The 14,499-nt window shown below is 53.0% G+C and carries 12 protein-coding genes and 1 pseudogene; 9 read left to right on the top strand and 4 right to left on the bottom strand.

All coding sequences use genetic code 11. The features are described 5' to 3' along the window. Positions 1-14 precede the first annotated feature (14 nt). The 4 genes from AOY24_RS13840 to AOY24_RS13825 form a co-directional block, all read right to left on the bottom strand. The gene (locus AOY24_RS13840; protein WP_235507530.1) at positions 15-2,474 is read right to left on the bottom strand and encodes a fimbria/pilus outer membrane usher protein; all 2,460 of its coding nucleotides are present in this window, start codon (positions 2,472-2,474) and stop codon (positions 15-17) included. 59 nt (positions 2,475-2,533) lie between these two features. After that, positions 2,534-3,199 carry a molecular chaperone gene (locus AOY24_RS13835; RefSeq protein WP_044254128.1) on the bottom strand — a complete coding sequence of 222 codons (666 nt, stop codon included), beginning with the start codon at positions 3,197-3,199 and terminating at the stop codon, positions 2,534-2,536. 67 nt (positions 3,200-3,266) lie between these two features. Beyond that, a complete protein-coding gene (locus AOY24_RS13830; RefSeq protein ID WP_042999437.1) occupies positions 3,267-3,809 on the bottom strand; it encodes a fimbrial protein in 543 nt (180 codons plus the stop codon). A gap of 571 nt (positions 3,810-4,380) precedes the next feature. Continuing rightward, a complete protein-coding gene (locus AOY24_RS13825) occupies positions 4,381-4,956 on the bottom strand; it encodes a TIGR00730 family Rossman fold protein (RefSeq protein WP_044254122.1) in 576 nt (191 codons plus the stop codon). A 788-nt stretch (positions 4,957-5,744) separates the two neighbouring features. Between AOY24_RS13825 and AOY24_RS13820 the strand changes: the two genes are divergently transcribed. The 9 genes and pseudogenes from AOY24_RS13820 to AOY24_RS13780 all read left to right on the top strand — a co-directional run bounded on the left by AOY24_RS13820 (position 5,745) and on the right by AOY24_RS13780 (position 14,483). After that, positions 5,745-6,350: a tyrosine-type DNA invertase gene (locus tag AOY24_RS13820; RefSeq protein ID WP_042999435.1), complete on the top strand. Its 606-nt coding sequence runs from the start codon at positions 5,745-5,747 to the stop codon at positions 6,348-6,350. A gap of 457 nt (positions 6,351-6,807) precedes the next feature. Then, a pseudogene (locus AOY24_RS13815) lies at positions 6,808-7,417 on the top strand (tyrosine-type DNA invertase). 481 nt (positions 7,418-7,898) lie between these two features. Then, on the top strand, positions 7,899-8,447 hold the full coding sequence (gene fimA, locus AOY24_RS13810) for a type 1 fimbrial major subunit FimA (protein ID WP_042999433.1): 549 nt from the start codon (positions 7,899-7,901) through the stop codon (positions 8,445-8,447). Between the two features lie 68 nt (positions 8,448-8,515). Beyond that, positions 8,516-9,055 carry a fimbrial protein gene (locus AOY24_RS13805; RefSeq protein ID WP_042999432.1) on the top strand — a complete coding sequence of 180 codons (540 nt, stop codon included), beginning with the start codon at positions 8,516-8,518 and terminating at the stop codon, positions 9,053-9,055. Positions 9,056-9,111: 56 nt separating this feature from the next. After that, complete coding sequence (locus AOY24_RS13800; protein ID WP_042999431.1) at positions 9,112-9,816, top strand: fimbria/pilus periplasmic chaperone; 705 nt, start codon at positions 9,112-9,114, stop codon at positions 9,814-9,816. A 72-nt stretch (positions 9,817-9,888) separates the two neighbouring features. After that, positions 9,889-12,510 (top strand): fimbrial biogenesis usher protein, encoded by a 2,622-nt coding sequence (locus tag AOY24_RS13795; protein WP_054176830.1) that lies wholly within the window; start codon positions 9,889-9,891, stop codon positions 12,508-12,510. Positions 12,511-12,520: 10 nt separating this feature from the next. Beyond that, on the top strand, positions 12,521-13,048 hold the full coding sequence (locus AOY24_RS13790) for a fimbrial protein (RefSeq protein WP_054176829.1): 528 nt from the start codon (positions 12,521-12,523) through the stop codon (positions 13,046-13,048). A 12-nt stretch (positions 13,049-13,060) separates the two neighbouring features. After that, positions 13,061-13,561, top strand: coding sequence for a fimbrial protein (locus AOY24_RS13785; protein WP_044254116.1), 501 nt, complete (start codon positions 13,061-13,063; stop codon positions 13,559-13,561). Between the two features lie 16 nt (positions 13,562-13,577). Next, positions 13,578-14,483 carry a fimbrial protein gene (locus AOY24_RS13780; RefSeq protein WP_054176871.1) on the top strand — a complete coding sequence of 302 codons (906 nt, stop codon included), beginning with the start codon at positions 13,578-13,580 and terminating at the stop codon, positions 14,481-14,483. Positions 14,484-14,499 lie beyond the last annotated feature (16 nt).

The following is a 14,499-nucleotide window of genomic DNA, read 5'->3' as shown; positions in this document are numbered from 1 at the left end:
CAGTTCCTCATGATTCATAAACATTGTCCCGCCACCTCTTTCACCGGGTTCCGGTCCTGTGCATCCGCTATCCGGAAATGCAGTACGCACTGGCGGCTCACGCCCGCGTCGTCCCATTTCACCGCAAGAGTGCCTGCCGTCGGCACCCCGCTCAGGTAGACCTGCCCGCGTTCGGCCACCATCGCGCTGGCGGTACCGCCATCACCGACCAGCCGGGCGCTGGCACCAAAAGGCACCACATCCTGATTGCGGCGAAGCGTGAACAGTACGCGGTTGCCGATATGCGTCTGGTAATGTGCTTCCACCACTGCGCCGCCGCCAGGGATCACCGTCGCCCCCTGCAACTCGACATCCGCATCATCCGGTAACGTTTGGGCATCCAGCGCGATCACGTTTTTGTGATAGGGCGTAAGCGTGGGCACCACGGCATAACCACGCCAGTCGGTATGAACATTGTTTGCGTTCTGAATCGCGACGTTTGCCGCGCCCGGCGCGCGAACAATGGCGAAGCTGTCACCGACGTTCTGTCCGAGCGTGATGCCGTGCGGATGTACCACCAGAGCGCCAGACGCCCCCCAGGTCATCTGGCTGCTGTCGCGATCGCGGCGATACCCCAGTTGCGTCGTCCCATATCCACCGTGATAGTCCAGCGATGCGCTGCTGTTGCTACCCTGCCCCTGATTTGCAATCCCCTGCTGTACCGAATAGTAGAGGTTTTGGTTCTGCGGCAGCGCACCGTATATCCCCACCTGTTGCGAGGTGTAGCCGTGATTATCGGAAGAGGTGTTGTAGCTTACGGTGCTGTCTGACCACGCGCCGCCCAGCGGCAGCGTGACGTTCAATGACCATGAGCGATCCGGCGCGCTGTGTCCTGTCGTTTTGGTGTAGAAATAGCCGACGCTCCAGGCAACACGCTTCCAGGTACTGTAAAATCCGGCGTGCAGGGTTTGATCGCGATCCGCGTTATGCCAGTAGTCCTGCGAATACGCTGACAGCGAAAGCGTACCCACCCCTCCCAGCGCCTGATTAACGGAAATCTCTTCGCGACTGCGTTTGCTCCATGTCTGACCGTAGCGGCTTTCCAGCATCGCGGATTCGCTAAAATCGTAATATCCGCTGGAAGAGTAACGATAGCTGGCCAGACTGAACGAGGTCCCCGTTTGCGCAACGCTTTTCTGGTACTGCGCGCGCAGCGAATGACCGGTATAACGCTTACCTGAAGGCGTCGTGGTCGCCGCCCAGGTCGTATCCAACCCCAGCGCGCCCAGCAGGCCAAAACCACGCCCCAGCCCTGCCGCGACGGCATGATAATCTTCAGCCAGCTGCGAACCGCCATAGAAGGTGAACTCAGCGGGCAGACCATAAAAAAGCGTTCCCTGCATAAACGTCGGCGAACGACTGCGTTGCGAGGTCGAGTGGTAGCGCCCGGCGCTTAGGCTGAATCTGGCGCGTCCTTCACGCAGCATAAATGGAACCGCAGCAAACGGCTGTGTCCAGCGCCGCTCAGAACCATCGCTCTCTTTAACAGTGACCTCCAGGTCGCCGCTCTGGGCGGTGGGATAGAGATCCTGAATGGCAAATGCCCCCGGCGACACGTAGGTTTCATAAATCACATAGCCGTGCTGCGCGATGGTTACTTTCGCATTACTGTGCGCCACGCCGCGCACAATCGGAGCAAAGCCGTTCATGCTGTCCGGTTGCATTTCGTCATCAGACATCAGCTGCACACCGCGAAATTGCACGCTGTCAAAGACGTCGCCACGGGTGTAAGTATCCCCCATCCGCAGCTGACTTTTCAGTGAGACAATATCGCGCTGCAGGTAAGTACTTTGCGAGTCCCAGCGTCGGGTTTTATCGTACTGCATCGACGAGATGTTACGCAGGCGCCATGCGCCGAGGTTAACGCCACTGCGCAGGTTCAGATAACTGGAACGCCCGTCATCCGTTGACTGCCGGGTCTGCGAGCCGGAAAAAGTGTAATCGACGAAGGCGGCCGGAATGCCGTCATCCCAACGCGCGGGATCGACATAACCGTGGCTTTGCACGTTCATCGCCGCCTGTGGAATGCTCAGGTTCAGACGCTGAGTGGAGAAATCAAACTGGCTGCGGGCATCGGGAATGTAGCGTTCGATATCGGTGAAAGTGCCTCCATCAGGCAACTGACTGAAGGCGGTAAACGCGCTAACGTTAACCCCGTATTCCGCCAGTTGCGAAGGGGTGAGCACCGGTTTCAGTTGCCCATTCTCCTCGACAAACGTCACATTCTGCTGTGCGACCTCCTGTTCGTTGAGCCAGACACTGACCGGGTACGTTCCGGGCTGCTGTCCGCCCGCTTTGGCAAAATAGCGCAGGTCCGCCAGTTTCTGTTGCGGATCGCGTAATTCCAGCGCGGCAGGATCAAAATAGTCATCCGCCCACGCCTGACGCTGATCGCAAAACAGCAGTAAAACGCCAGGGATGATCGTCAGCAGCAGCGTCGCGCTGTCCGCCGATAACAGGACGGTTCTCTTTTTCACGGGAAGGTTGCCTGACATCACTGTTGCGCGGAGTCGGTCACGCCGCCAAAATCATTGATTGCCCGCCATGTCACCGGGCCGCTGCCGTTGATCGTCCAGCGACGCGTGCTCAGCGGGGCGATCATCCCCGGCTCGGCAAGCGCTTTGCCGCCCACGGTCAGGGAGAACAAGGAGATGTGATACGGCGTCGGGTTGTTCGCCACCAGTTGGTTTCCCTGCACGGTAAAGGTCAACTGCGTCCAGGCGTCTTTTGCCTCGCCTTTCAGCCCCTGCGGGCGATAAAAAAGTTTGAAGCGAGACTTCACGTTAATCTGCAGTTTATTGGCGTCCTCTTTTTGCGTCGGGGCGATACTTTTAATGTTCAGCCAGAACATGGACTCCCGATCGGCAGGCAATGCGCCCCCCGTAAACGTAATACGCAGGACGTTTTGCTGTTCCGGCTCAAGACGAAACAGCGGCGGCGTGACCACGAACGGCACTGCCCGCTTATCCTCTGCGTTCGCGTTTTCCACCCATGATTGCACCAGATACGGCGTCTGCGTGTCGGCATTCGTCACCGTCATGGTGGCTTCGCGCTTCCCTTCCTGATAAACAACACGGGTTCCACCCATGACAATGCCTGCCTGCGCGGTAGCGCTCAGCAGAATTAACGATGCCGTCATTGCGGCGATAAACTGTTTCATGAAGTGTGACCATCAGGAAAAGAAGAAAAAAGCGTTGAGCAGACCGGAAGCCTGCTCAGAGTGTCGATCAGTTGTATACCATCAGGAAGTCAGCAGTGCCGTTAGCGCTGCCCGCTGTCACATTCGTGGTCGTGGAAACATAATCGGCCATAAATTTCAGGTCGGCTTTATTTGATACCACATTCGCAGCGGCAGACACTGAGCCCAGCGTAATTGGCGTAGGCGCGCTACCGGCGTTATATAATTTGATACCGACACCTGTTGCGATGGAGCTGGAATTCAATGCCAGCAGTGCGGGATTATTCGCATCTGTCACCCCCGTAAATAACACGGCCACCGTTTTCACCGACGCCGGACAATTATCTACGCTGATGGTAAAAGGCGTTTTCGTGGTTTCCACCCCTGTACCGGTAAAAAAGGTTTTTGCCCATCGACCTAAATCCACGGTGGGATGTTTTGACCCCGTAGTGACATTACAGGAACTGTCGACAATCTCACCGGAAAATTCCACTGTACCACCGGTCCCCTGCACCCCAGAAACCGCTGACAGCGCGACACCAGACGCCATTGCGCTGACCAGAAACGCGGCTATACGAATTTGACTCTTCATTATTTCGCTCATTTAAACGTATTATTAATGTTTACTTTCGCCAATACAAAAATTGTTCTGGCGTTTCTCCCTTCGCATGCTCCTGCTGATAATATTCACAATCCCGTCGTGATAATACGAGGCTTTACTTGCTGTGGTAATGCGGCAAAGACAAAACATGGCCTTTTAATAAAAACTTGCATCGTTGCCATGTTAGCCGTGATTAAAATAATATTTTTCTATGTTACCAATTGCAATACCACTGAATTTTCTGCAACACCGTAAGATAAAAGTCTACATTAATATTCGCAACCATTTTTTTATTAACTGTATCAACATCCCCTGGTGCAACGGTTAAAATAAACATAATGGCAACATATAGAGAGAAAAGAGATCATTTTCTGGGCTTTTTTTTTGCCCGACGGGCATCTGGCCTAAGTGAAATTAAGAATATTCCTGGGGGGGGGGAAGGTGCCCTTTTAACCATCGATATGAATCCGGCGTAAAAATGCCCCCGGAAGGCCATAGCCTGGGCGGGGGCATGTTAGTGACAGGTGTCATCCTCTGCTCTTCAGGAGCACAATGAGTCGTCTTATTTCTGGGTCACGGTCCACTTGGAGGTCGGCGGCGTATATGTCGAAAAATATTCAACAATTTCCGGCAACGAATCGGAGAAAAACAGCATATCCACGTAGCTCTGCTTCATAAAACCTTCATCGGCCATTTTCTGTACCATGACCTGCAGCGGTTGATAAAAATTGTTCATGTTATAAAACGCACAGGGCTTGTGGTGGATGCCTAATTGTCCCCACGTCCACTGCTCAAAAATCTCTTCCAACGTGCCTGCCCCGCCGGGTAAGGCGATGAAAGCAGAAGACAATGCCGCCATGCGATCTTTACGCTGGTGCATGTTCTCAACGACCTGCAAATCAGTCAGCCCGGTATGCGCAATTTCACGTTCAACCAAAGACACGGGCATCACCCCCGTCACGTGCCCGCCGTGTTGCAGGGCGGAATCCGCCACGGCCCCCATCAATCCGACCCGGCCACCGCCATAAACAATGCCCAGCCCGGCCTGAGCCAGATAGGTTCCGGCTTCGCGCGCGGCCTGCATATAAACCGAAGAATGGCCTTCAGATGAACCGCAAAAAATGCCGATAGACTTCATATAATTTCCTTTGGGAATTACTTAATCCGTAAATCTTCATTCACTCAATGTCGAAACAGCATAATGCAACGGGGCTCAATACACTATGTGAGATCGGCCAGATGAAAGTACTGACCAGGCGATTTCCAGTAATTACCAGAACGATACGCATAAACGCCTTAGATGAATAAGAGTAGTTTCAGGCGTTATTATTCCCTCGCTCGCATTTTATTTGTCGCAAAACATTTCATCACATAAAGACAGGCTAATTTCAGCCACACGCCCTCATCCGCCAAATATACCCGTACTAATGCAATTTCTGCGGGTTAACGGGAATCAATCTGCTAACGGCTAAATACCAGATCCCGCCTCTAAAGCGGTTATATGACTTATTATTGCTATTCTCACCGTGTTTTTTGCAGTATTGTTTACTCATTGTTGTAGTTCTACAGTGAATGCTAGCGAGGTTGCCATGTCGTTTTTCGTCCTTAGCAAAGCCTTTTGCTCATCATTCGGGGTATTCCAGAATGGGCTCGATCGTAGAACAGCAATAACGTTTATTGATTCAGTAAGATAAGCAAAAACACAAGACCAGAGGAGGCACCCAGTCGATAATGTCACGACGTTATGACGAAACAACATACAGCCATTTTCATTATCCGCTCACGTCCTTCTGTAGCGAAGCAACGTTGCATACGATTAGCGCCTACCGTGCAGTACAAATAAATCATGAGTTAAAACCGGATAAGACCATTGGATTAATGGAAATCAGCAGAACGCTTGCGCACCTGCAATCAAAAGGGAACCTAATGAAAAATAACGCCGATAATAAGAAGAGGAATTTCCTGACTCAAAATGAAATAGAGTCACTTCTCAAAGCAGCAAACACGGGACCACACGCTGCCCGCAATTACTGTCTGACCTTATTGTGTTTTATTCATGGATTTCGTGCCAGTGAAATCTGTCGCCTGCAAATATCAGATATTGATATTAAATCTCGATGTATTTACATTCACCGCCTGAAAAAAGGTTTTTCGACAACACATCCATTATTAAGAGAAGAAATTCAGGCGTTAAAAAACTGGCTGACTATACGAACTGACTATCCTCATGCCAACAGTGAGTGGCTATTTTTATCAAGAAAAGGAAACCCTCTTTCTCGCCAACAGTTTTATCAAATCATTTCAGCCTCGGGCGATCACGCTGGGCTCCCGCTTGAAATTCATCCGCATATGCTTCGTCACTCATGCGGTTTTGCATTAGCCAATATGGGGATCGACACCCGTCTCATCCAGGATTACCTGGGACACCGTAACATTCGCCATACCGTCTGGTACACCGCCAGTAACGCTGGTCGATTTTACGGTATCTGGGATGACGCTAAACTCAAACAGCATAATGCTATTTCACTGTGACAGATACAACACCATGGATGGTGTTAAAACCACGATAAACAAAGCATTAATAATATTTAACCATATATTTATTATGCTTATTGTTCACTTCCATCCTTATTTGCAGCAGAATTAAACAGTTTTATTATATCCATGTAATGAATCAGGATACTTTTTTCAACATGACCTTTTCGTCAAACAAACCTTCGCCACCTTCTCACCCTCTGTAACTATTTTTCGTTTAAATTTATACACCTGACTTTGTCTACAACAGCCGCTATTGTCGCACCTGATAAAATCAATAAAAATAAGACTTATCACGTGGTAATAATAGCTACGTATGTAAAAGTGATGTAATCACCAACGGTGATTAATCCCTCAAATATAATATGCCTTTAACATCGTGGATTATTTTTTAATCGCATGATGTTTTCTACAGGTGTTCATTAACAGAAACATATTTCAGGAGTAATGCATTGTGAATCGACGTCGTTATCTTACTGGCAAAGAAGTACAAGCCATGATGCAGGCTGCCCGACATGGCGCAACCGGAGAGCGAGATTATTGTCTTATTTTGCTGGCGTTCCGTCACGGCATGCGCATCAGTGAACTCCTCGATTTGCATTATCGCGACCTCGATCTCAACGAGGGACGAATCAATGTCCGTCGACTGAAAAACGGGTTTTCCACCATTCATCCACTGCGTTTTGATGAGCGTGAGGCCGTTGAACGCTGGAGTCAGGAACGCGCAGGCTGGAGAGGCGCAGGCCGCACTGACGCCGTGTTTATCTCCCGCCGGGGGACACCGCTTTCTCGCCAGCAGGCATATCGCATTATTCGGGCTGCGGGGGTTGATGCTGGAACCGTTACCCATACTCACCCCCATATGCTCCGTCACGCCTGCGGTTATGAACTTGCCGAACGGGGGGCCGATACGCGACTGATTCAGGATTATCTTGGCCATCGAAATATTCGTCATACCGTCCGTTATACCGCCAGCAACGCCGCACGTTTCGCCGGATTATGGGAGAGAAGCAGCCTGTTAGAGGTCATTTCGCAGGAGAAAAAGAAATAAGCTAACTGATTGATATAAAAAGGAAAGTCTTTACCTGAACAGGTCAATTGGGGCCAAACTGTTTATATCATAAAAAGAATTAGTAAAGCTTTGCAACTAACAAGTTAGGAATTATCGATAAACACTCTTTATCTCATTGATTAGAATAGTATTACCTCCAACATTTTTTCACATTTACCACCGCCGTTTACGCGCTTTCACCATTTCTCCACCTGACTCCTGCACCATTTCAGTCATCTACATAAAACTATTTTTCAGTTTTTTATATCAAAAAATTGTAACCATAAAAAACAAAAAACCAATAAGAAAGAAATAATATGCCATTTAAAGCCGTTTATACCAACGAGTCAAAATGGCCCCAATTGACTCATTCATTGGGTAAAAACTGTGCAGAACCGGCAGTCGCCCCATTCGGCTGAAATATGGAATGCCTGGAAGGCACAACGACTGGCCATTTCGGTTCGTGATATCGACATTGTTTAAAGGAAAACAGCATGAAAATTAAAACACTGGCTATCGTTGCTATGTCAGCCCTGTCCCTGACCTCCGCGGCGGCTCTGGCCGATACCACCACGGTAAACGGCGGTACAGTGCATTTTAAAGGAGAAGTCGTTAACGCAGCCTGCGCCGTCGACGCCGGTTCAGTCGAACAAACCGTTCAGCTTGGTCAGGTTCGTTCGGCAAAACTGGCTACTGCGGGCAGCACCAGTTCTGCGGTCGGTTTCAACATTCAGCTTGATGATTGTGATACCAGCGTGTCAACCAAAGCCTCTGTCGCGTTTTCTGGCACGGCCGTTGATACCACCAACAACACCGTACTGGCACTGCAGGGCTCTGCTGCCGGTAGCGCCACTAACGTTGGCGTCCAGATCCTCGACAACAAAGGCACCCCACTGGCGCTGGACGGCGCAACCTTTAGCGCAGCAACAACCCTGAACGATGGCACGAATATCATCCCGTTCCAGGCACGTTACTACGCCACGGGCGCCGCAACTGCCGGTACCGCTAACGCAGACGCCACCTTCAAAGTTCAATACGAGTAATTCATCACGCAAGGATGCACCTGGGGCCAGGAAGGCCTGTTATCCGCAATGGGACTGAGGTGATAACGATGCAAAGGATGAAATCAGGTCTGCTGATGCTTTTACTTCCCGCCTGCGCGCTGGCCGGCAACAAGTGGAACGTGACGTTACCTGGCGGAAACATGCGTTTCCAGGGGGTCATTATTGCCGAATCTTGCCGCGTTGAAGCTGGCGATCGCCAGATGACCGTGCAAATGGGGCAGATCAGCAGCAATCGATTTCATGCGCCAGGGGAGGATATCAACCCTGTTTCTTTCGATATTCACCTTCAGGAATGCAGTACCGCCGTAAGTCAACGCGTCGGCGTGGCATTTCATGGCGTCGCGGATGGTAAAAACCCTGACGTTCTCTCCGTAGGAGAAGGTCCGGGGATCGCCAGCGGTATTGGGATAGCGTTATTTGATAAAGAGGGTAGCCAACTCCCACTTAACGGCCCACCGACGAGCTGGGCACGGCTTTACTCCGGGCCAACCACACTGCATTTCGTTGCGAAATACCGTTCTACCGGACGTCAGGTCACCGGTGGGGTCGCGAATGCACAAGCCTGGTTCTCTTTGACCTACCAGTAACAACCCCGCAGAGATAGCAAATACAGGAAACGACGGTGAATACAGCAAGGATAAACATGAAAAAAACACGCACCATGATGCGCAACCTGCTGGGCGGGATGCTGATGATAGCCGTCATGGGATTATTCACACCGGCTGAAGCTGGCGTTGCGCTGGGGGCAACACGGGTGATTTATCCGGCGGGTCAAAAACAGGTGCAACTGGCGGTCACCAATAATGATGACAGCAGCACGTATCTGATCCAGTCCTGGGTAGAAAATGCCGAGGGCGTCAAAGACGGACGTTTTGTGGTCACACCACCGCTGTTTGCCATGCAGGGAAAAAAGGAGAACACCTTACGCATCCTTGATGCAACCAACAATCAGTTACCACAGGACCGCGAGAGTCTGTTCTGGATGAACGTCAAAGCCATTCCGTCGATGGACAAATCCAGGCTCAGCGATAACACCCTGCAACTGGCCATTATCAGCCGTATCAAGCTGTATTACCGTCCAGCCGGTCTCGCGCTGCCGCCAGATCAGGCCGCAGAAAAACTCACTTTCCGCCGCAGCGCAGGCACGCTCACATTGATCAACCCAACGCCGTACTACCTGACGGTGACCGAACTCAATGCCGGCACCCGGGTACTGGAAAATGCCCTTGTGCCTCCCCTGGGCGAAGCCCGCGTGAAGTTGCCAGCCGATGCGGGCAGCGAGATTACTTATAAAACCATTAATGACTATGGCGCACTCACGCCGCGCATGAAAGGCGCACTGCGATAACGAACAGGGAATCCGCGTGATCCCTGAATAAAAAAAGAACTGACAGCCGGGCGATTTTGAACCGGAGGGACTATGTCATATCTGAAACCTGGACTCGTCCACAGGCGGCGTTATGCACCACTTTTGTCAGGCGCAATGGCGCAGATCCCCTTTGCCTTTTTGCTTGCCTCACACACATTTTCCGCGCAGGCAGAACTCTATTTTAACCCGCGCTTTCTGGCGGACGATCCGGCTGCCGTCGCGGATCTTTCCGGTTTTGAAAAGGGACATGAGCTCCCCCCCGGCACGTATCGCGTCGATATTTATCTGAACGAGGGGTTTATGACCACCCGCGACGTCACTTTTCATGCCAGCGACAACCACCGCGAACTGACCCCGTGCCTGACGCGTGAACAGCTCGCCGCAATGGGGCTGAACACCGCTGCCGTCAGTGGAATGAACGTGTTGGCAGCGGATGCCTGTGTCCCGTTAACGGAAATGATCCCTGACGCCACCACCCGTTTAGATGTGGGTCAGCAGCGGTTGCATTTGACGATTCCTCAGGCCTTTATGGGAAATCAGGCTCGCGGTTATATCCCGCCGGAACGCTGGGATCATGGGATTACCGCCGGGCTACTGAATTACAACTTCACCGGCAACAATGTCCAGAACGACGTCGGCGGCAGCAGCAACTACGCCTACTTAAACCTGCAAAGTGGCCTTAATCTGGGCGCGTGGCGTCTGCGCGACAATACCACCTGGAGCTACAGCAGCGGCGGGAGTGCCTCGAGCAATGAAAACAAATGGCAGCACGTTAATACCTGGCTGGAAAGAGACATCACGCCGTTGCGCTCACGCCTGACACTCGGCGACAGCTATACCAACGGCGATGTCTTTGACGGTATTAACTTCCGCGGCGCGCAGCTCGCATCTGATGACAATATGCTGCCGGACAGCCAGAAAGGCTTTGCCCCGGTGATCCATGGGATTGCGCGCGGGACGGCACAGGTCTCCATCAAACAGAATGGCTATGAGATCTATCACAGCACGGTACCGCCTGGCCCCTTCAGCATTAGCGACCTGTATGCCGCGGGTAACGGCGGCGATCTGCAGGTTACCATCAAGGAAGCCGACGGGAGCAGCCAGAACTTCACCGTTCCTTACTCCTCAGTCCCGGTATTGCAACGTGAAGGCCATACCCGCTATGCCGTCACCGCCGGAGAGTACCGTAGCGGTAACGATCAGCAGGAAGAACCGACCTTTTTTCAGAGCACCATACTCCACGGCCTCCCGGCTGGCTGGACCTTGTACGGCGGTACACAACTGGCAGACCGCTACCGCGCCTTCAATCTGGGGGTGGGGAAAAACATGGGGGTGCTGGGGGCGCTGTCGGTGGACATCACTCAGGCCAATGCCACTCTGCCCGATGACAGCAAACATCAGGGACAATCGGTGCGTTTCCTCTATAACAAATCACTCAGCGACGTTGGCACGAATATCCAACTGGTGGGCTATCGCTACTCCACACGCGGATATTTTAGCTTTGCCGATACCACTTACCGTCGGATGAGCGGCCATGACGTCGAAACGCAGGATGGCGTGATTCAGGTTCAGCCGAAATTCACGGACTACTACAACCTCGCCTATAACAAGCGCGGCAAAGTGCAGGTGAGCCTGACCCAGCAGTTAGGCCGCACCGCCACGCTCTATCTGAGCGGAAGTCACCAGACTTACTGGGGCACCGACAGCGCTGATGAACAATTGCAGGCCGGTCTGAATACCGCCATCGGCGATATCAACTGGACGCTGAGCTACAGCCTGACCAAAAACGCCTGGCAGGATGGTCGCGACCAGATGCTGGCTATTAACGTCAATATTCCTTTCAGCCACTGGCTGCGCTCGGACAGTCAGTCCGTCTGGCGACACGCCAGCGCCAGCTACAGCATGTCGAATGACCTCAACGGTCGAATGACCAACCTGGCGGGGCTGTATGGCACCGTGCTGGAAGACAATAACCTCAGCTACAGCGTGCAAACCGGCTATGCGGGCGGTGGTGAAGGTAACAGCAGCAGCACTGGCTATGCCACGCTGAACTATCGCGGCGGTTCTGGCAATGCCAACGTCGGTTACAGCCGTAGCGACGGACTCAAACAGTTCTATTACGGGATGAGCGGCGGCGTGCTGGCACATGCTAATGGCGTCACGCTGAGTCAACCACTCAATGACACGGTTGTGCTGATTAAGGCTCCCGGCGCTGAGGGCGCGAAAGTGGAAAACCAGACCGGAGTACGCACTGACTGGCGTGGCTATGCGGTGCTGCCTTACGCCACCGAGTACCGGGAAAACCGGGTGGCGCTGGATACCAATACGCTCGCCGATAACGTTGATCTGGATGAGGCAGTGGTCAACGTCGTCCCCACGCACGGCGCGATCGTCCGGGCGGAATTTAACGCCCACGTCGGGATGAAACTGCTGATGACGCTCATCCATAACGGCAAGCCGGTGCCATTCGGCGCAATGGTAACCGCCGACAGCAGCCAAAACAGCAGCATCGTCGCCGATAACGGTCAGGTTTATCTGAGCGGTATGCCGCTGGCAGGCAAGGTTCGGGTGAAATGGGGTGACGGCGCAAACGCCAGCTGTGTGGCGGATTACCGCTTATCCGCAGAAAACCAACAACAGTTGCTCAGCCAGCTCACGGCGCAATGCCGCTAAGGACAAGATGATGAACAAACGTCTTTATCTGCTGGGTGCCGTCTTCTCGCTAGTCAGCGCCAGTGCGTTCGCCGCCGACAGCACAATCACGATCAGCGGATACGTCAGGGATAACGCCTGCGCCGTGGCGGGCGAATCGAAAGATTTTACCGTCGATTTGCTGGATAACGCCGCTAAACAGTTCAGCCATATCGGCGCCACCACGCCTGTCGTCCCGTTTCGTATTGTGCTTTCTCCCTGCGGCACGTCGGTCACGGCGGTAAAAGTCGGTTTTATCGGTATTGCCGACAACGATAACACCCGCTTATTGAAACTCGACAGCGGAACATCGGCGGCGGCAGGGATGGGAATCGAGATCCTCAACGGCCAGCAAACGACACTGCCGCTGAATGCCGGGTCCGCCACCCTTTCGTGGACGACCCTGACGCCCGGTCAGACCAATACGCTTAACTTTTATGCCCGCCTGATGGCAACGCAGCTCCCTGTCACGCCGGGACACGTCAATGCAACAGCGACATTCACTCTTGAATTTCAGTAAGCGGAGGCTTTGATGAAATGGTTTCAACCCCGGTGGCTACTGACAGTCATCCTTGCCGCTTCTGCTGTTGTGCAGGCGGCTGACGTGACCATTACCGTGAACGGGAAAGTGGTCGCCAAACCGTGCACGGTGTCGACCACCACTGCCACCGTCGAACTGGGCGATCTCTACACCTTCAGTCTGGTCAATGCCGGTTCCTCCTCCGCGTGGCACAGCGTGGCGCTTGAGCTAAGCAATTGTCCGGTGGGCACCTCGCGCGTCACCGCCAGCTTCAGCGGTACCGCCGACAGCACGGGCTACTACAAAAACCAGGGGACTGCCGGAAATATCCAGCTTGAACTCCAGGATGACAGCGGTAACAGACTGAACACCGGCGCGACAAAATCAGTGGTGGTGGATGACGCCTCGCAATCCGCCCGTTTTCCTTTGCAGGTCAGGGCGTTGTCGGTCAACGGCGGCGCAACCCAGGGAACGATCCAGGCGGTGATTAACGTGACCTATACCTATGCATGACCAGGAGAGTATGTTGATGAAAAGAGTCGTAACCCTGTTGACGACACTGTTGCTGATGGGCTGGTCAATCAATGCCTGGTCCTTTGCGTGCAAAACCGCCAGCGGCGCGACTATTCCCATTGGCGGTGGTAGCGCGAACGTCTACGTTGATCTCTCGCCTGCGGTTAACGTCGGGCAAAACCTGGTGGTCGACCTCTCAACGCAGATTTTTTGTCATAACGATTATCCCGAAACCATCACTGACTATGTCACCCTTCAGCAGGGGTCCGCTTACGGCGGCGTGTTATCGAGTTTTTCCGGCTCCGTAAGATACAACGGCTCCAGCTACCCGTTTCCGACCACCAGCGAAACCGCACGGATGATCTATGACTCGAGAGTCGATAAGCCGTGGCCGACCGTCCTGTATCTGACGCCAATCAGTTCTGCGGGCGGCGTCGCAATCAGTGCAGGAACGCTTATTGCTAAACTCATTCTCCGCCAGACCAACAACAAAAACAGCGATGACTTTCAGTTCGTCTGGAGCATTTATGCGAACAATAGTGTGGTCATTCCGACTGGCGGCTGCGATGTCTCCTCCCGCAACGTCACGGTTACGCTGCCGGACTATCCGGGCTCCGCCCCCGTTCCGCTGACGGTCTACTGCGCGCAGAGCCAAAATCTGACGTATTACCTCTCCGGCACCACCGCAGATTCCGCCAATTCGATCTTTACCAATACCGCGTCGTCTTCGCCCGCGAAGGGCATCGGTGTTCAGCTCACGCGCAACGGTACCATCGTCCCCGCTAACAGCACCGTGTCATTAGGCACGGTCGGCACCTCTGCCATGAGCCTCGGCTTAACGGCTAACTACGCGCGAACCAGCGGACAAGTGACGGCAGGCAATGTTCAGTCAATCATTGGGGTGACGTTTGTTTATCAGTGATGTGGGAAAGCCGGGG

This window comes from Citrobacter sp. CtB7.12, assembly GCF_001297795.1.
GTDB classification, from domain to species: Bacteria; Pseudomonadota; Gammaproteobacteria; order Enterobacterales; family Enterobacteriaceae; genus Citrobacter_A; species Citrobacter_A amalonaticus.
This window is presented reverse-complemented; position numbering and strand designations above follow the sequence as displayed.